The following is a 21149-nucleotide window of genomic DNA, read 5'->3' on the forward strand; positions in this document are numbered from 1 at the left end:
TGGTAGCCCGTAGGGGAATCGAACCCCTCTTTCCAGGTTGAAAACCTGGCGTCCTAACCGATAGACGAACGGGCCACGCTGGCTTGTGGAGGGCCTTTTACGGTTTCACTGTGACCCCCGCAAGCCGAAAAACGCAGGGAGTTGAAAGTTTTTTGGCCTATCTGGGCGAGACGTCAATTTGCCTCTGCCGCGTCCTCGAGCCTGAGTTGCACAGATTGGCGTCCACCCCAGGTGTTCACCTCAAGTCGGCCTGCAAAATGAAAGCGTGCGCCACCATGATTTGACAATTTCTCGCCCATCGGACCGTCAAAGGCACCAAAGGCAATCGCATCCAGCCCGCCGCCCATGCCATCGGACAACGACAGCTTCAGATGCGTTTCCCCCACACGTTTGGCAAAACGCACCTGGAGATCCGGAAGCGCGTATCGCGGGGCGGGGGCTCCGGCACCAAAGGGTCCGGCCTGTTCGATCTGTTCGACCAGTTCCACTGTCGCCGCACCCGGCATAAGGGCACCGTCCAGCTTCATATCCGCCGGGCCGCCCTGACCTGCGCCTTGTTTTGCCAGCAATTCACTGAGACGTTCCATGGCAGGTTCCAGTTTGTCGCGCATGACGGTAAGTCCAGCGGCCATCTTGTGGCCGCCACCCTTGACCAGCAACCCTTCAGCCGCGAGCCGCTGGATCGACGCCCCTAAATCCACACCCGAGACCGAGCGGCCCGAGCCTTTGCCCTCATCACCGTGAAAACCGATCACAATGGCCGGACGGTTGGCGGTTTCCTTCAATCGAGACGCCACGATGCCCACCACACCGGGGTGCCAGCCTTCACCGGCTGCCCAGACCAGTGGCGCGTCGAGACCGCGGCCTTCGGCCTGTTCCATTGCTGCAGCGCGTACGGCATTTTCAATGTCCCGGCGTTCTGTGTTCAACGCGTCCAGCCGTTCGGACAGGGCCTGTGCCTCGGGCAGGGAATCCGTGCTCAGCAGGCGGGCACCCAGATCGGCCTGTCCGATGCGACCGCCCGCGTTAACGCGGGGACCAAGCAGAAAACCTAGGTGATAGCTGTTAGGCGCCGTATCCATGCGTGAGACATCGGACAATGCGACAAGTCCGGGGCGTTGCCTTTGCGCCATCACTTTCAGGCCTTGTCGAACAAGGGCGCGATTGGCACTGATCAGAGGCGCGACGTCAGCCACGGTTGCCAGGGCCACCAGGTCCAGCATCGACATCAGGTCAGGCCCCTTTGCGCCCGCCTCGCGCAATTGGCGCCCAGCTTCGACCAACATCAGAAACACGACACCCGCCGCGCAGAAATAGCCCAGATCACCGCTTTCATCCTGCCGGTTGGGATTCACGACGGCAACGCAGTCCGGCAGGGTTTCGCCGCCAAGGTGATGATCCAGCACAATTACATCCGCACCCTTGGCTGCGGCAATCGGTTCATGGCTGAGGGTGCCGCAATCGACGCAAATGATCAGATCGTGGCTGGCTGCCAGCTCTCGCATTGCCGGGGCATTGGGACCATATCCCTCATCAATCCGATCCGGCACATAAAGGGTCGCCTGCAATCCCATCTGCCGAAGCCAAACCAGCAGCAGCGCGGCAGAACTGCCGCCGTCAACATCGTAATCTGCGAACACCGCGATCTTCTCGCGACGACGCACGGTGTCCAGGAAGCGTGTCGCCGCCGCTTCCATGTCTTTCATGTCGCGAGGATCGGGCAGCAGTTCCTTGAGTTTTGGATCCAGGAAGCCGCGCGCCTCCATGACCGGCACGCCACGACGGGCCAGAACCTGACATACCGCACGAGGCAGGTCGGTCTGTTGCGCCATCATCTCGGCAGCCCGTTCCACCTCGGCTCCCGGGCCAACCCAGCGCCGACCTGTAAATGATTGCTCAACCCCAAGAAAACTCATCCATGCCTCTTATGTGCCAAGGCCGGACCCTCGCGGACCCGGCCTTTTCGTTTCTTCAAGTTATGCAGGCCGAAGGCAACGGCGCAAGCCGTTAAGCGTTATCGTGCGGCCAAGTGGGAGTACGATACGACATGCGGCGCACGGACCCGGTCTTTGACCGCATCAGCAGCGTCGTGGTTTCCACCCAACCCGGCTCGCGCTTGATGCGCGGCAACAGAGAGCCGCCGGTTACGCCTGTAGCGGCAAAGATCACATCCGCAGTCACCATCTCATCGCGCGAATATACCCGGTCCAGATCAGTGATGCCGGCCTTGGCAGCACGGCCCCGTTCGTCATCATTGCGGAACAACAGGCGACCAAAGATCTGACCGCCCATGCATTTCAGCGCAGCAGCAGCCAACACCCCCTCGGGCGCGCCACCCTGGCCCATATACATGTCGATGCCGGTCACTTCGCTTTCAGCGCAATGCATGACGCCCGCCACGTCACCATCGGTGATCAGGCGGATCGAGGCTCCGGTTTCGCGTACTTCGGCAATCATCGCCTCGTGACGGGGACGTTCCAGAATACAGACGGTGATGTCGGCCGGTTTGCAGCCTTTGGCCTTGGCCAGTGCCTCAACGCGTTCACGCGGAGACATGTCCAGATTGACGACACCCTCGGGCAGGCCCGGACCAACGGCCAGCTTGTCCATGTAAACGTCCGGCGCGTGCAGCATGGAACCGCGAGGACCCATTGCAATCACGGTCAGTGCGTTGGGCATATCCTTGGCGGTCAGCGTTGTGCCTTCCAGCGGGTCCAGCGCGATGTCCACGCCAGGGCCGTTTCCGGTGCCGACTTCTTCGCCGATATAAAGCATCGGAGCTTCGTCGCGTTCACCTTCACCGATCACCACGACGCCAGCAATGTCCAGCATGTTCAGCTGTTCGCGCATCGCATTTACGGCGGCCTGGTCGGCGGCCTTCTCGTCACCACGCCCCACCAGAAAAGCCGAGGCCAGCGCAGCCTGTTCTGCCACCCTTGCCAGCCCCAGAGACAGCAGGCGGTCGTTGAAATCGGTTTTGGCAGCACTCATTGTTCAGTATCCTCTGGTCATTAAAGCCGTTTCTATCGGCATAGCTTGCGTTTCATGCAGGCCGCAAGTTCAAACCTCTTCAATCCGCAAAGCGACGGGGTCGCCAGCTACCACATCCGTTTCCCGGAACCGGTCCAGCGCGACGTCCAGCGCGGCGCGGGTGGTTTTGTGGGTAACGATCAACACAGGCGCTGTGCTTTCGGCATGGGCATACTGGCGCATCCGGTCAATCGAGACACCCGCATCGCCCAGAATGGCTGCAACCTTGGCCAGAGCACCGGGTTTGTCCAACAGGCCCAGCCGCAGATAATAAGGCGCCGGCAGACCGGTGACAGCGGGGGCCGCGGTTTCCAGCGAATTGGCCGGTCGACCAAAGGTCGGGATTTGCAACCCACGTGCCAGATCGCAGACGTCGCCCATTACGGCGCTGGCGGTCGGGCCTTCGCCTGCACCCGGGCCACGCAGAACAACCTGTTCCACCGCGTCGCCTTCGATCACCACCATGTTGGTGCCGCCTTCTAATTGACCCAACGGCGAGTCGCTGGGCACAAGGCAAGGCTGCATGCGCTGCTCCAGCCCGCGCGCAGTGCGCTGTGCCACGCCCAGCAGCTTGATGCGGAAGCCCATATCCTCGGCCTGGTCGATATCGTCGAGGCTGATTTGCTGAATGCCTTCGATTTCGATCCCGTCGAAATTCGGCTTGGTGCCAAAAGCAATCGAGGCCAGCAAAGCCAGTTTGTGCGCGGCGTCGATGCCACCGACATCCAGATTGGGGTCGGCCTCAAGATACCCAAGTTCGGCGCATTCGTCGAACAGGGCGTTATAGCCCTGACGCTGCGATTGCATCCGGGTCAGAATGTAGTTGCAGGTGCCGTTCATCACGCCCATCACACGCGTGATCTCGTTTCCGGCCAGCCCTTCGGTCAGGGATTTGATTACGGGGATACCGCCCGCGACTGCGGCCTCAAACCGGATGACGCGACCTGCGGCTTCGGCCTGTTCGGCCAGTTCCTGCCCGTGAATAGCCAGCAACGCCTTGTTGGCGGTCACGACATCTTTACCGCTGGCCAGCGCGGCTTCGACCGAGGCTTTGGCAGGGCCGTTTTCGCCGCCCATCAGTTCGACATAGACATCGATATCGTCGCGTTTTGCCAGCGCAACCGGGTCGGTTTCCCACGCATAATCTGACAGGTTCACGCCACGATCTTTGTTTGGATCCCGTGCAGATACGGCCACGATTTCAATCGATCGGCCCGTGCGTGTCTTCAGCAACTCTGCATGGCGGCGGACAATCTTGACGACACCCACGCCGACAGTTCCCAAGCCCGCAATTCCCAGCCGCAGTGCCTGTGTCATTTCGTGGGTTCCTTTTCGCTCGAAACTTATCTGAATTCGGACGCCCGCCCGATCAGCGCTGCCTTATCGGGTTCAGGCCAAGGGTGCAATCCGTCACCGGGGGATTGTAGGCATGAAATGTCGCGCTTTAGTTGGTTTGCGCGTTTTGCAGCGCCTGGGCCTTTTTAGCCAGCGCCTCGCTGCGCTGCGTCAGGTCTTCTTCCACCTCTGCGGCCTGGCTGATGGGGTCAATAGAAGGCCCCAAAGTTTCCTGCAACGGGACAAGACGCGGGTAGGGGGCCGATTTGACCGAGGCCGGTTCACTTCCTTCAAGTTCGGGAAAGTCTGAACACCCGGCAAACACAAGAATAATAGGCAGAACAGGCAGCAGTTTCATGTGGCACGCTTTTCGGTTTCGCTCGTCCTTTCGTGATGCACCTTTTACTGACGTCGATCAAGCGGGGTTCTATATGAACATTTGTTCAGATACTGTGGGCGCATGGCACGTACTCAAGGCTCCCACTCTGATATTACAGGCCCGCGCATCCGAAAGGCGGCCCTGAACCTGTTTGCCCGCCACGGCTATGCAGCGGTCTCGATGCGACAGATCGCGAAAGAGGTCGGCGTTCAAGCGGGGGCGTTGTACAATTACACGCCGGACAAGCAGAGTTTGCTGTATCGGTTAATGCGGGAACATATGCAGGAGCTGCTTTCAGCGCTCAACGCGCTGGAGCGCTGCGATGACTGTCAGCAAGCGTTGCGCCGATTTGTTGGCTTTCACATTCGTTTCCATCTGCAACGCCCTGACGAGGTGTTCATCGCCTATATGGAACTGCGCAACCTCTCACCCGAAAACTTCGCCGAAATCGAAGACCTTCGGCGTCAGTACGAAAACGCGTTGGAAGACATCCTTCACTCTGGCCAACAGGCTGGTCAGTTTGCAATACCGGACACCAAGATCGCCACGCTGGCGGTGATTGCCATGTTGAACGGTGTGATGACCTGGTACAGGTCCGGAGGGCGGCTGTCACTGGACGAGGTTGAACAGATCTATTGGAACATGGTGCATAAGGCGGTGACGGCCTGACACGGCCAGACCGTCACAGTGTCAGTGCGCAGGGCGAATGAAGGTCCCGTTGCGCAGGTCCCGAAAGGCTTGTTCAAGTTCGGCCCGCGTGTTCATCACGATCGGGCCATGCCAGGCGACGGGTTCATTGATCGGAGCCCCCGAGATCAGCAGAAACCGCACGCCTTCGGGGCCAGCCTGAACGGTGATTTCGTCCCCTGTCCCGAAACGGACAAGCGTGCGGTCGCCCGACATATCCCGGATATTCATCTCTTGCCCGGCGACCTCTTTCTCCAGCAGCACACCGGACGGTTGTGATGCATCTGCAAAGGCTGCCTGACCTTGAAACACATAGGCAAAGGCACGACGGTAACTGTCTATGCGGAAGGTCTTTTTCAAACCTGCGGGGACCGAGATGTCCAGATATTGTGGATCTGCCGCGATGCCATCCACGGGGCCGGTCTTGCCCCAGAAATCGCCGACAATCACCCGAACGGTCGTGCCGTCGTCATCAGTGACTTCGGGGATGTCCTTGCTTTGAACATCCTGATAGCGCGGGGCAGTCATCTTCTGATCCGAAGGCAGGTTGCCCCAAAGTTGAAACCCGTGCATCTGCCCCGAGGTGTTTCCCTGCGGCATTTCCTGATGCAGGATGCCGGACCCCGCCGTCATCCACTGCACGTCGCCCGCGCCCAAAGTGCCGGTGTTGCCCAGCGAATCCGAATGCTCGACCGATCCGGCCAGAACATAGGTGATCGTCTCGATTCCGCGATGCGGATGCCAGGGAAAACCGGCCTGATAGTCCTGCGGCCGGTCGTTCCTGAAGTCGTCGAACAGCAGGAAAGGATCAAGTTCGGACGGGTCCTGAAACCCGAATGCGCGGTGAAGTTTCACGCCGGCCCCTTCCATCGTCGGGGTGGCCCTGCGTGTTTCCAGTGTAGGTCTAAGGGACATATTCGCCTCCGGTTCGTTTGATCAGCATGTAACCCCTGCGTGAATGCGGTCAATCAGCGTCAATTAACCGGAGCTGTGCAAATTTGCTGCGCAACCAAAGCCCTGTTGTTTCCCCTGGAAAATCGCTAAGTCGAAGCGGATCAGACAGGAGACATCCATGCAGGACGACGTGTTGGCAACGATTCAGGCCTCATCCCCCAGACGATGGACCGGGGTAGGGATGCTGACAACGGTTGGAATGCTGGTTACCTACGTCGCGCTGGCATCGCCACCCGAACCGGTTTGGCAGGTGTTTCTGTTTGTCGTTGGCGGTGCATCGCTTTGGCTGGCGCTTCGCGTCTGGCGCGCCACAGAAGACCGTATCGAACTGACGCGGACCGAGTTGCGAACGGGATCGGGTCAGATCATCGCGGAAGTGGCCGATATTGAAACGGTAGATCGTGGTGTGTTCGCGTTCAAACCGTCAAACGGCTTTCTGGTCCGTACGCGAAACAAGGCGGCGAACCGCTGGGCTCCGGGATTGTGGTGGCGGGTTGGTCACCGAGTTGGCGTGGGCGGCATGACATCTGCCGCCGAAGCCAAGTTCATGTCCGAAATTCTATCCGCTATTTGTGCAGACGAACGGGGTCTGGGTTAAGTTACAAGCAACTTCGTTTGTAAAGCGGGGACGGGTAAAGATGAAGTTCTCAAAGGTGATACCTGTCGCAAAATCCCAGCCCGGTCGGAACGTGGGGATGTATTCATTGGACGTTTCAACCAGAATAACGGTGTCCTGATTGGGCATCGGTGGCAAGCGGTCTTCGATTTCTCCGATCTTGTCGTCGTCCCACTCATTGTCAAAGCCGCGTACAGTCGACCAGCGAACGTAGTGGCGATCATCGTCCTCATCGTAAACAATCAGCGAGACCCGCATTTTCACATCTGACCGGTTATTGACCATCTTTCCTGCCAAATCGTGCAGCGAGTCGATATACACATCGGTCACGGCCTGCGTTTCACGCGAAATCAGGTCGCTGATCGTATAAGCAGCCTTCAGATTGGAGGCGCTTTGACGAAACCCCTCAAATGCAGTGAACGTGAACGTGATCGTCCACAGCATCAGTGGAAAAATCATGAGGGCTTCAACGGTCAGAATGCCGCTTTCGTCTTTTTTGAAGACTTTGACGCGATTTTTCAGGATTTGGAGTACAGACATGATCTTACAGTGGCTCCTGTACGAATGCTGTCGTCGCGGTCACCGCGTAGTGGCCGGTAGCGTCCGGGACAAGCTTGGCAATGGCTGAGGTCTCAAGAACCGGATCTATGCGCAAACAGGCCCGCAGGATCATCAACTCATTGGATTGGCCGCTTTTGAAATCCAGAACCGGTTTGGGATCTTCGGAACTGTCCGTGCAGGGGACGTTGTCCGAAAGCACGATTCCAGCGAACGCGTCCTGTTTAATCATTTGCAGCCGCAGGTTCCCCGTACAATCCTGGATGCCGGAAACATCGCAAATCCGATCTCTGATCACGTCGTGATCCCAGTTCGTACCGGTGCCCAGGCGAATATCCCTTACGATCAGATCAACCCCACGCTCCAAAGCAGCATGTCGCATTGTGATGATAGAAAGCTCGGCTCCTGCCACGAGAAGCGCCAGGAAGAAGGGTACGAGCATGATGAACTCGATTGTCGCATTGCCTGCCTCAGATTGCCGAAACAGGCGGAGATGCGACAGCTTTCTGCTGATCATTGGGTTAGCCTCAGTTTGCGGATCGAAGATGCGATGGATTCAAAGGCTTTCTCAAGGTTCAGGCCACTTACGTCATAGACGTGGCTGTCAGAGCTGGCACAGTCTTTCAGGGTCCTGTACCCACTTCTGGGCGCCTCGAATGCAATGCCGTAAACGATGATACCCTGATCCTTGGCCGCGTCACAAACGTGCTTGGTGCGCTGGTTCTTGGCCGACGTTTCGACTTTCGCATAGGCCTTGGAATACCATTCCGCCCACCCGCTGGACTGCCAGTAATAGTTGTCGCGTGCATTCGAGGCCAAAGAAATTCGATTGAAGAGTTCAGGATATGTCAGCCGAACCGCTGTTCCGAGTTCTTCGTTCAGATGTGTCTCGGGTTCCGGATTTCCGTAGGGGTGATCTGCCCAAACGCCCTGCTGAGGCCAAAAGAAATTCGGACGACCCTGAGAATGATACACAGTGTATTCTCCGGCTTCCGAGTTGTACCAGACATCTGACATGCCTTCGCGCAGCGATGGGTTAAGCATGTATTGATCGGTGTTTTGACCATCGGTCATAACAATGGCGATCTTCAGGACGTCGGTGCCATAGTTCGACGGGCGGACCGAGAATTTTGATGGCACAATTGTTGTACCTGCATAGGACGGATCCTGTTCCAGCGACAGGTCGCGAACAATTCCGCGCATGCTCGGGTCCAGCAGGGCAGTACCCCACTTCATCCCAATATCGATCGACGTGTTCCCACCGGGGGTGAGGGACGCAATCTGAGCAAGCAGTTTGTTCATATTGTCGGTGACAGGGGTGATTGCACTTCCTGCGCGGACCGGACAAACGGGCAGGTCGATTGACCCTTCAGAATAGGTGAAAGGATCGAAATGGGCGGTGCGCTCCAACGTGTCATCGCGTTCCAGATCAGAATCGCTGTACTGTTCCGGAATGAAGTTTACGCAGTGCGAATAGCTGTGCTCCTGAGTGACATTTGTGAACTTGTCCAGGATTGGCGCACCCGCGTTGACCTGCGTTGCATAAGGAACAATCGAGATTGAAATCTGTGTTTCGTCAGGTTTGTCCAGCATGAGCCTTACAAATTCCGACGCAGCTTCTCTCAACACTGCGATTTTTGTCTTCGATGGCGTGGCAGACGAGCGCGACATAGAGCCGGAAATGTCGAGAACCAACGAGATTTCTACGGCGCCAATGGATTCTTCAGCCGCACTGCTGGCAACAAGGCCCAGTTCAGTGACTTTGCCGAACCTCAGATAGCGGGTCGGAACAACCGCTTCGGCTGTAGCACTTACTTTTTTGGAGCCGAAACCTTCAACAACCGTCGTAATGGCGTTCAGATTGCCCAGCCCGGCCTTGTCCATGTAAGAATCGACAACCGCCTTGGCAGGAAGATCCTGGTCAAGGTCAGCGGCAGCAAGCACAGCGCGGTCCAGAGTGGATTGCAGGCTGGCGCGGTCACGCTCATACTTCATGACATCCATGGCCATGCCGGTAATTGCCAGCATCAGGACCACCATAAACAATACGAAAATAGTGAAGACGCCATCTTCGTTCCGAGCGAACTGCTCTAACTTGAACGTTTTGCGCTTCGGTTTCGAGCCGTCGTTACAAAGCAAGGAATTTAGCATTCTGGTTACTCCGCCTCACACGTCGAATTCGTGCGTCAAAGAAAAAGAGATTTGGGACAAAGTTAATTTTCAAACGTGGCGTGAATTGGGCGAAAAAGGCTTGGTTTCGGCCTTTTTGCGCACTCAAGGGGTATAATTTTCGCGATTCCCCCCGGTCTGTCGATGAAATGAAGACAATCCGTTAAGCGATTGACCGGATTGGGCGACTCACTATCAGGTGCTTAAGTTGCTATTAAGAAGGTGATGAAAAAAAGTGCATTGTTTGATTGCAGCCAGCGTTGAGTGGTGCGACAAAACGTCATGACGTTTCGTCATCCAGCGGTACGGAGGATTTTATGACCGGCATCCAAGAACCAAGCTTTCGCGAAAGTGTTGACCTGATGTTCAACAGGGCGGCAGCCCTGATGGAACTGCCGCCGGGGCTGGAGCAGAAAATCCGGGTTTGTAACGCGACCTACACCGTTCGGTTTGGTGTGCGCCTGCGCGGCGAGATCCACACCTTCACCGGGTACAGGTCTGTCCATTCCGAACATATGGAGCCGGTCAAAGGCGGCATTCGCTACGCTACCGCGGTGAATCAGGATGAGGTCGAAGCTCTGGCTGCGCTGATGACCTACAAATGTGCTCTTGTCGAAACACCGTTCGGCGGTTCGAAAGGTGGGCTTTGCATCGATCCGCGGAAATACGAAGAGCACGAGCTGGAACAGATAACGCGACGCTTTGCCTATGAGCTTGCCAAGCGCGATCTGATCAACCCGTCGCAAAACGTTCCGGCGCCCGACATGGGCACGGGCGAACGCGAAATGGCCTGGATGGCCGACCAATACGCGCGGATGAACACCACCGATATCAATGCGCGTGCCTGTGTGACCGGTAAGCCATTGAACGCAGGTGGCATCGCGGGGCGGGTCGAGGCGACCGGTCGTGGCATACAATATGCTCTGCGCGAGTTCTTCCGTCACCCTGAAGACGTCCAGAAGGCTGGCCTGTCGGGAAAGCTGGATGGAAAGCGCGTCGTGGTGCAGGGGCTCGGCAACGTGGGCTATCACGCGGCGAAGTTCCTGAGCGAGGAAGACGGCTCGCGCGTTGTCGGTATCATCGAGTGGGACGGGGCGTTGTACAACCCGGACGGTATCGATGTCGAAGCCGTTCGGCAGTGGATCGTCAAGCATGGCGGGGTCAAGGATTACCCGGACGCGACACATTCAGCAGAAGGCGCAAGCGTTCTGGAGGCTGAGTGCGATATCCTGATCCCGGCAGCCCTAGAAGCTGTCATCAACCTGTCCAACGCTGATCGGATCAAAGCGCCTTTGATCATAGAGGCCGCGAATGGCCCGGTCACTGCTGGCGCGGATGAGGTTCTTCGCAAGAAAGGCACCATCATCATCCCAGATATGTATGCCAACGCGGGCGGTGTGACGGTATCTTATTTCGAATGGGTCAAGAACCTTAGCCACATTCGTTTCGGTCGGATGCAGCGTCGCCAGGAAGAGGCGCGGCATGAACTGATTGTCAGCGAGTTGGAGCGGCTGGACCGTTATCTGGGTGATGCGTGGTCGATGTCGCCAGACTTCAAGGCCAAATACCTCAAGGGTGCTGATGAGCTTGAACTGGTGCGCTCAGGCCTCGATGACACCATGCGTATTGCCTACCAGTCGATGCGTGAGGTGTGGCACAGCCGTGACGATGTCGAAGACCTGCGTACTGCGGCCTATATCGTCGCGATCGACCGCGTGGCCAAAAGCTATCGCGCCAAGGGGCTCTGAATCAAACAGGCGGGATGATCATTTCGCCCCGCCTGAACGTTCTGCGGCTTGAATGTCGATGGTGGCCCGTTAGTTTGACGGATAGTAGACACTCAGAGAAACGAATCCCGGAGACCCCCATGTTGCGTATAGCCATTGTCGCGGCTCTGCTGGCCACCCCTTTGGTCGCACAGGAAACAAAGGAAGAAAGCTGCAAGTATCAGGCTGATGTCGTAGCCGCGATACAAAAGGCCCGGCTGGATCGCGTGAAAGAACGTGATGTAGCACAAGCCGTTGCAGATAGTGGCCCATCATGGCCTGAGAACTATAACGCCGCGATCCCGCTGATCACACCGTGGGTCTACGAACAAAAGATGCGCGACGTGCGCAAAAAGGATCTGGGTGCCGCGTGGCTTGAGCTGTGTTTGCAGCAATAATCCACAGCACCATCATTTCCCTGTGGACAAACGCGCGTCATACCCTTGGCGCGCGTTCCCGTTTCTGTCAGGTTTGACCCATGTCACTGCCCCCCGGATTTCTGGATGAACTACGCGCCCGCCTGAGCCTGTCTCAGGTCGTCGGGCGCAAGGTGATGTGGGATCAGCGCAAATCCAATCAAGGCAAGGGTGACATGTGGGCGCCTTGCCCGTTTCATCACGAAAAGACAGCCTCATTCCATGTCGACGACCAAAAGGGGTTTTATTACTGCTTCGGCTGTCACGCCAAGGGCGACGCGATCAGCTTCGTGAAAGAGACTGAGAATGTCTCGTTCATCGAAGCCGTTGAAATATTGGCCCGCGAGGCCGGGATGCCGATGCCTGCGCGTGATCCCAAGGCGCAGGAAAAGCAGGACCGCCGCAGTCAGCTTGCCGATGTGATGGAGCAGGCCGTGCAGTTCTTCCGCTTGCAGCTCAAAACAGCGGCGGGGGCAGAGGCACGGGATTACTTGTCGCGCCGGGGTCTGGATCAAAGGGCGCTGGATCGGTGGGAGATCGGGTTTGCGCCGAACGGTTGGCAGGCGCTTTGGGATCACCTGCGCGGCAAGAGCATCGACGAGGAGCTGATCCTTAGCGCCGGGCTGGCCAAGCCTTCAAACAAGGGCAAAAAACCCTACGACACCTTCCGCAATCGGATCATGTACCCGATCCGTGATCCGCGTGGGCGCTGCATTGCATTCGGTGGCCGCGCGATGGACCCGAATGACAACGCGAAATACCTGAACTCACCCGAGACCGAGTTGTTCGACAAGGGGCGCAGCCTTTACAATCAAGGTCCAGCGCGGCAGGCGGCGGGCAAAGGGCAGCCGTTGATCGTGGCCGAAGGGTATATGGACGTGATCGCGCTGGCCGAGGCGGGCTTTGGTGCGTCGGTTGCACCGTTAGGAACGGCCATTACGGAACACCAGTTGCAACTGCTCTGGCGGATCGCAGATGAGCCGATCATAGCGCTGGACGGGGATGCCGCAGGTCTGCGAGCGGCCATGCGGGCGGTTGATCTGGCGCTGCCTCTGCTGGAGGCCGGAAAATCCCTGCGTTTTGCTTTGATGCCTGAAGGTAAGGACCCGGACGATCTTTTGCGCGCCGAAGGGGCAGGGGCCGTAAAGGCTGTGCTGGATGGTGCCAATCCGATGGTCAAGTTGCTGTGGCAGCGCGAGACCGAAGGCAAGGTTTTCGACAGCCCCGAGCGCAAGGCGGCTTTGGATAAATCCTTGCGCGACAAGATCAAGCTTATCCGGGACCCGTCGATCCGTTCGCATTACGGGCAGGAAATCAAAGATCTGCGCTGGCAACTGTTCCGCCCACAACGACAACCGCAAAATCGTCAGTGGCAACCGCGCGGCAAATGGCAGCCGCCGCAAAAAGCGACGCCGGGCGCGCGCAGTTCGTTTCTGGCCTCTTCGGAAAACGCGGACATCCATCTGCGCGAAGCCGCTATTCTGGCGATCTCAATCCTGAATCCCAAGGTTGTTGTTCAATTTGAGCACCAGTTGGAAGAAATGGAGTGTCACGATCCTGACCACGCAGCATTGCGCGATGCTGTTCTGCGTCATGCGATCGATGATCCGGACAACCTGAAAGACCACATTATCGCATCAATGGGACCTGACGCCCTTGAAAACCTGCTGACGCTTCGCCATGTGGCAGTTATCCCCTGTGTGTTCAAGCCAGGCGACGTAGAAAAGGCCGAAATGACACTGGCCGAGGAACTCGCGAAAATCAAAGCGCTCCGGGGGTTGGATGCCGAGATTGCTGAAGCTGCAGAAGAACTGTCTGATCTGGCTGATGAGGCGCTGACATATCGGCTGGCGCAAGCCGCCGAAGAGCGTAACCGAACAAGCCGCAGCCAGAACGAAGACCGGGCCGTATTCGACGTCGCCGACAACGGCGCGCGAATCAATCGTGACGAGAAAGACGCGTTTGCGGCGATCATGTCAGGTATCAAATTCGAGCGGAAACGCTGATAAGTGGTGTTTTCGTAAGGCACTGGAAAAGAAAAACGGGTAAACGGGTGGCCGAATCACTTATACGCGCTAATGATTCGGCTGAGACGAATCACCCATCCCTGCAGGAGCATTGAATGGCCGCCAAGGATACGAACGAAGACCGCAAATCCGACGAGCAGGAACAGGAAATCTCGCTGGACATGAGCCAGGCCAACGTCAAGAAGATGATCGCCGAGGCTCGCGAGAAAGGTTACATCACCTACGACCAGCTCAATCAGGTCCTGCCGCCTGATCAGGTCAGCTCGGAACAGATCGAAGACGTTATGTCGATGCTGTCCGAGATGGGCATCAACATCATCGAAGATGAAGAGGCCGAAGAAGAAGAGAACAAAGGCTCGACCGAACTGGTTGCCGCGGAAAGCAACCGCGAGGTTGCACTGGCTGGTGCAGGCGCAGAAAAGCTGGACCGCACGGACGACCCCGTCCGCATGTATCTGCGTGAGATGGGTTCGGTTGAATTGCTGAGCCGCGAGGGCGAGATCGCAATCGCCAAGCGGATCGAAGCCGGTCGCAACACGATGATTGCCGGCCTGTGTGAAAGCCCGCTGACCTTCCAGGCGATCACAATCTGGCACGACGAATTGCTGTCCGAAGACATTCTTCTGCGGGATGTCATTGATTTGGAAACCACGTTCGGCAACCAGTTGGACGAAGACGGTGACGTTGATGAGCCGGTCGTTGATACGTCGGCGGTGCAGGCGAACAAGCCGGCCAAGGATAGCGGCCCTGAGCTGGATGCCGATGGCAACCCGCTGAACAACGACGACGATGACGATGACGACGATCAGGCCAACATGTCGCTGGCCGCGATGGAAGCGGCGCTGAAGGATCAGGTTCTGACAACCTTGGAGCGCATCTCGACCGACTTCTCGATGCTGTCTGAAATGCAGGACAGCCGGATTTCGGCTACGCTGAACGAAGACGGCACTTTCAGCGAAAAAGACGAGGCGACGTATCAGAAGCTGCGGGCCGAGATAGTCGAGCTGGTGAATGGTCTTCACCTGCACAACAACCGTATCGACGCATTGATTGACCAGCTTTATGGGATCAACCGTCGCGTCATGTCGCTAGACAGCTCGATGGTGAAACTGGCGGATCAGGCGCGCATTAACCGCCGTGAGTTCATCGACGCTTATCGCGGGCGGGAACTTGATCCGAACTGGCTGGCCGAGATGGCTGGAAAACCGGGCCGGGGTTGGCAGATGTTCATCGAACGTTCAACCTCCAAGGTTGAAGAACTGCGCAACGACATGGCCCAGGTTGGTCAGTATGTCGGTCTGGATATCTCTGAATTTCGCCGCATCGTGCAGCAGGTTCAGAAGGGCGAAAAAGAAGCGCGTCAGGCCAAGAAGGAAATGGTCGAAGCGAACCTGCGTCTGGTGATTTCAATTGCCAAAAAATACACGAATCGCGGCCTACAATTCCTTGATCTTATTCAGGAAGGCAACATTGGCCTGATGAAGGCCGTGGACAAGTTCGAATACCGCCGTGGCTACAAGTTTTCGACCTATGCGACCTGGTGGATCCGGCAGGCGATCACCCGCTCGATCGCGGATCAGGCCCGCACGATCCGTATTCCGGTTCATATGATCGAAACGATCAACAAGCTGGTCCGGACCGGTCGTCAGATGCTGCACGAGATCGGTCGTGAACCGACGCCTGAAGAACTGGCGGAAAAGCTGCAAATGCCGCTGGAAAAGGTTCGCAAGGTGATGAAAATCGCCAAAGAGCCGATTTCGCTGGAAACGCCCATCGGCGACGAGGAAGACAGCCAGCTTGGCGATTTCATTGAGGACAAGAATGCCGTGCTGCCGCTGGACAGTGCCATTCAGGAAAACCTCAAGGAAACCACGACCCGGGTTCTTGCCTCGCTCACCCCGCGCGAGGAACGGGTTCTGCGGATGCGTTTCGGCATCGGCATGAACACCGACCACACTCTGGAAGAGGTCGGCCAACAGTTCAGTGTTACCCGCGAACGTATTCGTCAGATCGAAGCGAAAGCGCTGCGGAAGCTGAAACACCCCAGCCGTTCACGGAAACTCCGTTCGTTCCTGGATCAGTAAACTTTTAGGCGCCTCGACCGAGGCGCCTTTTTTCATTTTGTTCACATTGGCTGGTTCTCACATCACATCGGCGAGAACGCACAAGGTCCGGGTGGTGTGCCTTTCTATATCGGTCCAGTCCACTCATGGGACAGGCCGGGGCGAGGTTTTTCATACCGATGACCCCTGGCCAGCTGTCCGAATGGGATGTTCCACACGGGTTTTGAAGGCGCTGGGCGGCTGACCTGTCCACCGTTTGAAGGCGGTCGAAAAAGCAGCCTGATCAGCATACCCTAGCGCGTATGAGATTTCAGACAGAGGCATGCCATTTGTGATGAAAGTCTGGGCCAGATCACACCTTAGATCGTCAACAATATCGCGATAGCTGGTGCCTTCATCCTTAAGGCGTCGGCTGAAGGTTCTGAGGCTCATGCCCAGATCAGCGGCTACATCTTCGGCTTGCAGGATTGCGCCGGGCAGGGATCGGGTGATCAGCCCTTCGACACGGGCACGGGTCATATTCTTGGGGGATGGCTTCTCGGCCAACAGTCTTTCACCGTATTCGAGCAAATGCGCCCGCAGCTTTGGATCATAGGTCGGCACCTGCAAATCCAGCGCAGATAACGGCAGAATGATCTCGATCTTTTCAGCTCCGAAAACCACGGGACAGCCTGCCAGCTTTTCGTAGGTTTTGATGTGGTTTCCAACTTTGTGCTGAAAGCGCATCTCAATCGGGTACAAATTCACCTGCGTGAGGTTCCTCATTCTTGCCAACGCAGCGAACAACAGGAATTCCGTGCGCCGATGATAGCGGGCAAAGCTGGCATCTTTCCAATCGGCCTCAAGCGCCGCGAAGTTGCCGGCAACACGGAAGCTGAGCCCGATGGCCGGGTCGATGATTCCGTGAAAGCGTGACAGGTTTTCCATCACCTGCTTCAAATCGCGTGAGTATTTGCTGATATACCCTGTAACGGTCGAAGCCGACGTGACCTTGAGCCCAGTGCGTGCCGCAAATGTGATGTCACCAACGGCGTCACAGGCGTGTCGGATGAACAGGGCCTCTTTATGCGCACTGTAGACTGCGGCAGGGGGCGCGATGTCTTGCTGTCGAAGCCCGGTCTGCATCATTACCCGCTGAGATACTTCGCTATTGCCGGTGAGGCGATCAAGCGCCCGGGTCAAAAAATGTAGTCGGCCGATATCTACATCCATCGTGGAACAACACCTTACGTTCTCAAATACTCTAACAGGCTATCACAGAAATCCCGTTTTTGACTTTGGCTATTGGCTAGGGGGATTGTGCAACGGCGTTCGATGTGTTGGCAAGTTCTCGAAAGGTTTTGACCGGAACGCACATGAACTGAGGCACCTGGCTGCCCAAATCAGCAGCGTTGCCGGGTCGAGACCTTTATGGGGATGAGGTCAGAGCCTCGGAGAAATCACCAGCCTCCGCTCAGGGCTCCCCGGCACACTCTTTTTCTTCCGCAAGTGTCGCATTGTTCTGCGACGCTGGAATTGTCATCCTGACTCGAATGATGACACTTGTGCGATGCGAATGCGAGACAAGGCCGGAAACACAGATACCCGCATTGGAAACCTGATCGTATTTGATGGTGAATGCGTTCTGTGTTCGGGCTTTTTCCGATTCATGCTTGAACGTGATCGGTCAAGGAATTTCCAATTCGCGACAGCGCAGTCACCCCTTGGACAAAAACTGTATCGCGACCTTGATCTGCCCACATGCGACTTTCAGACAAATCTGGTGATAGTGAATGGCGCAGTCTATCAAAATCTGGATGCGTTTGCCGCCGCGATGCGTCAATTGCCGGGTTTGTGGCCGCTGCTTTCGGTGTGCCGGTTCCTGCCCGGTTTAGTCAAAGATCCGATTTACAGCCTGATTGCGCGAAACAGATATACATTGTTCGGAAAAACCAAGACATGTTTGGTGCCGGGACCTGATGTGAAGGCACGTTTTGCGAGCGATGGATTTTGATGTCGTGGGATCCGTTTTTGCAGGCGCTGGGTTCGGTTGATGACGTGCCAGATGCGGTCCTTCGGCTGCAAAGCTCCGAGGCATCCTACTCAGGTCGATGCGATATCGAGCTTGGCGCAGGTGCCTTGGTTGCTTTTGCAACGCGCGTGGCCGGATTTCCGCAGGACGGAAAGGACGTCGCAGTATCAGTGAAGGTACGCTCAGAAGGTCAGGCCGTAATTTGGGAACGCGACTTCGCCGGCCATCGCACAACCTCCTGTCTGACCTATGACAGCACGCGGGCAAGTGTCCGCGAGGATTTCGGAGCGATTTCAATCTGGCTGAAGCCCAGCTGGCAGAACGGCGCGCTGTATATCAGGATCCTCCGCCTGACAGTATTGGGCATCCCGGTACCTTTTTTTGCGGTGCCACGTTCGCATACACGGGAATGGCAGGATGCAACGGGCCGGTTCAGGTTCGACGTGTCAGCAGAGGCACCGGGATTGGGTCTGCTGATCCGCTATCAGGGCTGGCTCACGCCGGATCACGCAATGCACGAAGCGGGTTGAATTGATCGTGAGGTGCCCTGTGCACGCGATGAAGTTCGTCTAACCTATTTGGAACAAGCAATCAGGGAAGAATTAACGATGAAACAGTTATGCACCTTCGCCGCGCTGGCCGCCTTGACCCTCAGTATCCCTATGACAGCAGATGCTGCGCCGAATGGATTTCGAACAGAACCCATCAACGCCACTGATTTTGAGGTCATCCCGCGCGGTGACAAACGTGTCGAAGGCTATTGGTGCGCGGCCGCGGATTATGCGCGCCGGACCTTGGGGTTGGGCTGGATGGACCGGATTTATGTGTTGCGAGGATACGGGCCCAGTGTCACCACCGGGCGCAGAACAGCAGTTCAGTTTTCGATTAAGCAGCCTCAGTCGGTTGATGTGCAACCAAGCAGCTTTGTTTCGTTCGGGTTTCAGCCCGGTAACAGTGCATCTATACAAGGTGCGAATGCACGGTGTAACTATCGGCCGTTCTTCAACGATTGATTGGCGCGCGGGATTGTAACGATGCAGACTGAATTCGTTTTGCACACTCAAGGGTCGGGGCTGTACGAATTTACGTCTGATGTGCTGCAATGGCTTGAACGGGTAGCGAAGGATGGGGTTTTGACTCTGTTCGTTCGCCACACCTCTTGCTCGTTGTTGATCCAGGAAAACGCGGACCCCGAGGTTCAAACTGATCTTCAGGCGTTTTTTGAGCGGCTCGTTCCTCGGTCAGACAACCCCGCCATGTCCTACCTGAGGCATACGTATGAAGGCCCGGATGATATGCCAGCGCATATCAAAGCGTCGCTCATGCCGGTTTCGCTGACGATCCCGGTGTCGCAGGGTCGGCCTGTGCTTGGAATATGGCAAGGGATTTACCTGTTTGAACACCGTACTGCGCCGCATCAAAGGAAGGTTGCCGCGCATCTGGCCTGACCCTTTATTTAGCGGTTTGAATTTCCGACTACCCAAACCCTAGCGGCTGCCCTATAGTTGTGGATAAGTAAGCCGCAGCGCTTACAAAAAGAGGCCGAACATGGTACGAGGAGACGGCGGATGCGCTGCCCGTTTTGCGGAAATATCGACACTCAGGTGAAAGATTCACGCCCGGCAGAGGACCACGTGGCTATCCGCCGACGCCGGTTCTGCCCGGCCTGTGGCGGACGGTTCACGACCTACGAACGTGTGCAGCTGCGTGATCTGGTTGTCATAAAAACCAATGGTAAACGCGAGGATTTCGATCGCGACAAGCTGGAGCGTTCGATCCGCATCTCGATGCAGAAACGGCCCGTTGATCCCGAACGGATCGATCAGATGATCTCGGGCATCGTGCGCCGTCTGGAAAGCATGGGCGACACGGATATCCCGTCCAACAAGATCGGTGAAATCGTTATGGAAGCTCTGGCGCGGATCGACACTGTCGCCTATGTTCGCTTTGCGAGTGTGTACAAGAATTTCCAGGCGGCCGATGATTTCGAGGAGTTCGTCCACGAACTGCGCCCGCCGCAGCCTTCGACTGACGAGTGAACGAAGCAGATAAGCGATTTATGGCGCTTGCCCTGTCTTTGGGGCGGCGCGGTCAGGGGACGTGCTGGCCGAACCCCGCCGTGGGGTGTGTCATCGTTCGTGATGACCGGATCATTGGGCGGGGCTGGACACAACCGGGTGGCCGCCCTCATGCCGAGACCGAAGCATTGGTTCAGGCCGGGCAGGGTGCGCGTGGTGCGACCGCCTATGTAACGCTGGAGCCCTGTGCCCATCACGGCAAAACGCCGCCCTGCGCCGAGGCCTTGATTGCGGCAGGTGTATCCCGTGTTGTGGCCGCTGTCGAAGACAGCGATCCGCGCGTGGCTGGGCAGGGTTTTGCCATATTGCGCGAGGCAGGGATTGACGTTGTAAATGGCGTTCTTGCGGAACAGGCAGAACGGGATCTGGAAGGCTTCTTCCTCAAGACTGAGCAAGGCCGGCCTTTTGTGACGCTGAAGATGGCCAGCAGTTTTGACGGGCGCATCGCAACTTCGACAGGGCACAGTCAATGGATTACCGGACCGCAAGCACGTCGTGTGGTCCATGCCATGCGTGCACGTCACGATGCAGTGATGGTCGGGGCAGGGACGGCGCGCGCCGACGACCCCTCGCTGACCGTTCGGGATCTTGGCGTTGAGCATCAACCCGTCCGCGTCGTGGTGTCCCGCCATATGGATATTTCTCTGATGGGGCAGCTAGCGCGCACGGCCTCAAAGATACCTGTCTGGCTCTGCCATGCGCATCACCCGGATGCCGAACGTGCACAGGCGTGGGAGGGATTGGGGGCAAAGCTGATCCCCTGCGCGTTGAAGGACCACCATATCGATGCGTTGGATCTGCTTCAGCAACTGGGTCAGGCCGGTCTGACCAGCGTCTTCTGCGAAGGTGGGGCTGCGCTTGCGGCTTCGTTGCTGGCTGAGGATCTGGTGGACGAACTGATCGGGTTCACTGCCGGTTTGACCATCGGAGCCGAAGGACTGGCCGCGGTCGGGACACTTGGTCTGGAAACGCTGGAGGTCGCACCGAGGTTCGATTTGATCGAAACGCAGGCGGTCGGCGGGGATGTTTTGCACCGTTGGCGCAGAGCGTCGGAATAACG

The 21149-nt window shown here is 57.1% G+C and carries 21 protein-coding genes and 1 tRNA gene; 12 read left to right on the forward strand and 10 right to left on the reverse strand.

What is annotated here, in order from left to right; translation table 11 throughout:
• The 5 genes from AC2FFA_RS00005 to AC2FFA_RS00025 form a co-directional block, all read right to left on the reverse strand.
• Positions 1 to 75, reverse strand: a tRNA-Glu gene (locus tag AC2FFA_RS00005).
• 98 nt (positions 76 to 173) lie between these two features.
• Complete coding sequence (recJ, locus tag AC2FFA_RS00010) at positions 174 to 1916, reverse strand: single-stranded-DNA-specific exonuclease RecJ (protein ID WP_496849230.1); 1743 nt, start codon at positions 1914 to 1916, stop codon at positions 174 to 176.
• Between the two features lie 91 nt (positions 1917 to 2007).
• On the reverse strand, positions 2008 to 2991 hold the full coding sequence (gene glpX / locus AC2FFA_RS00015) for a class II fructose-bisphosphatase (RefSeq protein WP_117869433.1): 984 nt from the start codon (positions 2989 to 2991) through the stop codon (positions 2008 to 2010).
• Between the two features lie 69 nt (positions 2992 to 3060).
• Positions 3061 to 4347: a homoserine dehydrogenase gene (locus tag AC2FFA_RS00020; protein WP_496674950.1), complete on the reverse strand. Its 1287-nt coding sequence runs from the start codon at positions 4345 to 4347 to the stop codon at positions 3061 to 3063.
• Positions 4348 to 4474: 127 nt separating this feature from the next.
• The gene (locus AC2FFA_RS00025) at positions 4475 to 4723 is read right to left on the reverse strand and encodes a hypothetical protein (protein WP_496849232.1); all 249 of its coding nucleotides are present in this window, start codon (positions 4721 to 4723) and stop codon (positions 4475 to 4477) included.
• A 102-nt stretch (positions 4724 to 4825) separates the two neighbouring features.
• On the opposite strand from AC2FFA_RS00025, the gene AC2FFA_RS00030 reads away from it, so the two are divergent.
• Positions 4826 to 5413 (forward strand): TetR/AcrR family transcriptional regulator, encoded by a 588-nt coding sequence (locus AC2FFA_RS00030; RefSeq protein WP_117869430.1) that lies wholly within the window; start codon positions 4826 to 4828, stop codon positions 5411 to 5413.
• A 21-nt stretch (positions 5414 to 5434) separates the two neighbouring features.
• Here the strand turns inward: AC2FFA_RS00030 and AC2FFA_RS00035 are convergent, their stop codons facing one another.
• Entirely contained in the window at positions 5435 to 6346 is a 912-nt protein-coding gene (locus AC2FFA_RS00035) for a pirin family protein (RefSeq protein WP_496849233.1), read from the reverse strand.
• 157 nt (positions 6347 to 6503) lie between these two features.
• On the opposite strand from AC2FFA_RS00035, the gene AC2FFA_RS00040 reads away from it, so the two are divergent.
• On the forward strand, positions 6504 to 6983 hold the full coding sequence (locus tag AC2FFA_RS00040; protein WP_496849235.1) for a hypothetical protein: 480 nt from the start codon (positions 6504 to 6506) through the stop codon (positions 6981 to 6983).
• Here the strand turns inward: AC2FFA_RS00040 and AC2FFA_RS00045 are convergent.
• From AC2FFA_RS00045 to AC2FFA_RS00055, 3 genes are read right to left on the reverse strand one after another with little or no spacing between them, the layout of a single operon-like run.
• Complete coding sequence (locus AC2FFA_RS00045; RefSeq protein WP_209504323.1) at positions 6945 to 7541, reverse strand: TadE/TadG family type IV pilus assembly protein; 597 nt, start codon at positions 7539 to 7541, stop codon at positions 6945 to 6947. The genes AC2FFA_RS00040 and AC2FFA_RS00045 overlap by 39 nt on opposite strands.
• A 4-nt stretch (positions 7542 to 7545) precedes the next feature.
• Positions 7546 to 8076 (reverse strand): TadE/TadG family type IV pilus assembly protein, encoded by a 531-nt coding sequence (locus AC2FFA_RS00050; RefSeq protein WP_209504322.1) that lies wholly within the window; start codon positions 8074 to 8076, stop codon positions 7546 to 7548.
• Positions 8073 to 9710: a pilus assembly protein TadG-related protein gene (locus AC2FFA_RS00055; protein ID WP_496849237.1), complete on the reverse strand. Its 1638-nt coding sequence runs from the start codon at positions 9708 to 9710 to the stop codon at positions 8073 to 8075. The genes AC2FFA_RS00050 and AC2FFA_RS00055 overlap by 4 nt, the downstream gene beginning before the upstream one ends.
• Positions 9711 to 10045: 335 nt before the next feature.
• Here AC2FFA_RS00055 and AC2FFA_RS00060 point away from each other — a divergent pair, with 335 nt between their 5' ends.
• The 4 genes from AC2FFA_RS00060 (at position 10046) to rpoD (ending at position 16021) form a co-directional block, all read left to right on the forward strand.
• Complete coding sequence (locus AC2FFA_RS00060) at positions 10046 to 11476, forward strand: Glu/Leu/Phe/Val family dehydrogenase (RefSeq protein WP_299895907.1); 1431 nt, start codon at positions 10046 to 10048, stop codon at positions 11474 to 11476.
• A 119-nt stretch (positions 11477 to 11595) separates the two neighbouring features.
• A complete protein-coding gene (locus tag AC2FFA_RS00065; RefSeq protein ID WP_496849239.1) occupies positions 11596 to 11892 on the forward strand; it encodes a hypothetical protein in 297 nt (98 codons plus the stop codon).
• Positions 11893 to 11972: 80 nt separating this feature from the next.
• Positions 11973 to 13916, forward strand: coding sequence for a DNA primase (gene dnaG, locus AC2FFA_RS00070; protein WP_496849241.1), 1944 nt, complete (start codon positions 11973 to 11975; stop codon positions 13914 to 13916).
• 116 nt (positions 13917 to 14032) lie between these two features.
• The gene (gene rpoD, locus AC2FFA_RS00075; protein WP_496849242.1) at positions 14033 to 16021 is read left to right on the forward strand and encodes an RNA polymerase sigma factor RpoD; all 1989 of its coding nucleotides are present in this window, start codon (positions 14033 to 14035) and stop codon (positions 16019 to 16021) included.
• 150 nt (positions 16022 to 16171) lie between these two features.
• Here the strand turns inward: rpoD and AC2FFA_RS00080 are convergent, their stop codons facing one another.
• Entirely contained in the window at positions 16172 to 17212 is a 1041-nt protein-coding gene (locus AC2FFA_RS00080) for a helix-turn-helix domain-containing protein (RefSeq protein ID WP_496849244.1), read from the reverse strand.
• A 343-nt stretch (positions 17213 to 17555) separates the two neighbouring features.
• On the opposite strand from AC2FFA_RS00080, the gene AC2FFA_RS00085 reads away from it, so the two are divergent.
• The 6 genes from AC2FFA_RS00085 (at position 17556) to ribD (ending at position 21147) form a co-directional block, all read left to right on the forward strand.
• The gene (locus tag AC2FFA_RS00085) at positions 17556 to 17993 is read left to right on the forward strand and encodes a thiol-disulfide oxidoreductase DCC family protein (RefSeq protein ID WP_496849246.1); all 438 of its coding nucleotides are present in this window, start codon (positions 17556 to 17558) and stop codon (positions 17991 to 17993) included.
• On the forward strand, positions 17993 to 18541 hold the full coding sequence (locus AC2FFA_RS00090; protein WP_496849248.1) for a DUF4166 domain-containing protein: 549 nt from the start codon (positions 17993 to 17995) through the stop codon (positions 18539 to 18541). The genes AC2FFA_RS00085 and AC2FFA_RS00090 overlap by 1 nt, the downstream gene beginning before the upstream one ends.
• A gap of 78 nt (positions 18542 to 18619) precedes the next feature.
• A complete protein-coding gene (locus tag AC2FFA_RS00095; RefSeq protein WP_496849250.1) occupies positions 18620 to 19024 on the forward strand; it encodes a hypothetical protein in 405 nt (134 codons plus the stop codon).
• A 21-nt stretch (positions 19025 to 19045) separates the two neighbouring features.
• A complete protein-coding gene (locus tag AC2FFA_RS00100; RefSeq protein WP_496849251.1) occupies positions 19046 to 19459 on the forward strand; it encodes a secondary thiamine-phosphate synthase enzyme YjbQ in 414 nt (137 codons plus the stop codon).
• A 120-nt stretch (positions 19460 to 19579) separates the two neighbouring features.
• Positions 19580 to 20050: a transcriptional regulator NrdR gene (gene nrdR, locus AC2FFA_RS00105; protein ID WP_117869416.1), complete on the forward strand. Its 471-nt coding sequence runs from the start codon at positions 19580 to 19582 to the stop codon at positions 20048 to 20050.
• Complete coding sequence (gene ribD, locus AC2FFA_RS00110) at positions 20047 to 21147, forward strand: bifunctional diaminohydroxyphosphoribosylaminopyrimidine deaminase/5-amino-6-(5-phosphoribosylamino)uracil reductase RibD (RefSeq protein WP_496849253.1); 1101 nt, start codon at positions 20047 to 20049, stop codon at positions 21145 to 21147. Before nrdR ends, ribD begins: the two co-directional genes overlap by 4 nt.
• Positions 21148 to 21149 lie beyond the last annotated feature (2 nt).

The organism is Ruegeria sp. YTSB088 (assembly GCF_059609825.1).

Excerpts from the sequence above, each read along its gene's own strand:
- recJ (WP_496849230.1), bottom strand. The coding sequence starts at position 1,916 with ATGAGTTTTCTTGGGGTTGAGCAATCATTTACAGGTCGGCGCTGGGTT.
- glpX (WP_117869433.1), bottom strand. The coding sequence starts at position 2,991 with ATGAGTGCTGCCAAAACCGATTTCAACGACCGCCTGCTGTCTCTGGGG.
- AC2FFA_RS00020 (WP_496674950.1), bottom strand. The coding sequence starts at position 4,347 with ATGACACAGGCACTGCGGCTGGGAATTGCGGGCTTGGGAACTGTCGGC.
- AC2FFA_RS00025 (WP_496849232.1), bottom strand. The coding sequence starts at position 4,723 with ATGAAACTGCTGCCTGTTCTGCCTATTATTCTTGTGTTTGCCGGGTGT.
- AC2FFA_RS00030 (WP_117869430.1), top strand. The coding sequence starts at position 4,826 with ATGGCACGTACTCAAGGCTCCCACTCTGATATTACAGGCCCGCGCATC.
- AC2FFA_RS00035 (WP_496849233.1), bottom strand. The coding sequence starts at position 6,346 with ATGTCCCTTAGACCTACACTGGAAACACGCAGGGCCACCCCGACGATG.
- AC2FFA_RS00040 (WP_496849235.1), top strand. The coding sequence starts at position 6,504 with ATGCAGGACGACGTGTTGGCAACGATTCAGGCCTCATCCCCCAGACGA.
- AC2FFA_RS00045 (WP_209504323.1), bottom strand. The coding sequence starts at position 7,541 with ATGTCTGTACTCCAAATCCTGAAAAATCGCGTCAAAGTCTTCAAAAAA.
- AC2FFA_RS00050 (WP_209504322.1), bottom strand. The coding sequence starts at position 8,076 with ATGATCAGCAGAAAGCTGTCGCATCTCCGCCTGTTTCGGCAATCTGAG.
- AC2FFA_RS00055 (WP_496849237.1), bottom strand. The coding sequence starts at position 9,710 with ATGCTAAATTCCTTGCTTTGTAACGACGGCTCGAAACCGAAGCGCAAA.
- AC2FFA_RS00060 (WP_299895907.1), top strand. The coding sequence starts at position 10,046 with ATGACCGGCATCCAAGAACCAAGCTTTCGCGAAAGTGTTGACCTGATG.
- AC2FFA_RS00065 (WP_496849239.1), top strand. The coding sequence starts at position 11,596 with ATGTTGCGTATAGCCATTGTCGCGGCTCTGCTGGCCACCCCTTTGGTC.
- dnaG (WP_496849241.1), top strand. The coding sequence starts at position 11,973 with ATGTCACTGCCCCCCGGATTTCTGGATGAACTACGCGCCCGCCTGAGC.
- rpoD (WP_496849242.1), top strand. The coding sequence starts at position 14,033 with ATGGCCGCCAAGGATACGAACGAAGACCGCAAATCCGACGAGCAGGAA.
- AC2FFA_RS00080 (WP_496849244.1), bottom strand. The coding sequence starts at position 17,212 with ATGGATGTAGATATCGGCCGACTACATTTTTTGACCCGGGCGCTTGAT.
- AC2FFA_RS00085 (WP_496849246.1), top strand. The coding sequence starts at position 17,556 with ATGCGAGACAAGGCCGGAAACACAGATACCCGCATTGGAAACCTGATC.
- AC2FFA_RS00090 (WP_496849248.1), top strand. The coding sequence starts at position 17,993 with ATGTCGTGGGATCCGTTTTTGCAGGCGCTGGGTTCGGTTGATGACGTG.
- AC2FFA_RS00095 (WP_496849250.1), top strand. The coding sequence starts at position 18,620 with ATGAAACAGTTATGCACCTTCGCCGCGCTGGCCGCCTTGACCCTCAGT.
- AC2FFA_RS00100 (WP_496849251.1), top strand. The coding sequence starts at position 19,046 with ATGCAGACTGAATTCGTTTTGCACACTCAAGGGTCGGGGCTGTACGAA.
- nrdR (WP_117869416.1), top strand. The coding sequence starts at position 19,580 with ATGCGCTGCCCGTTTTGCGGAAATATCGACACTCAGGTGAAAGATTCA.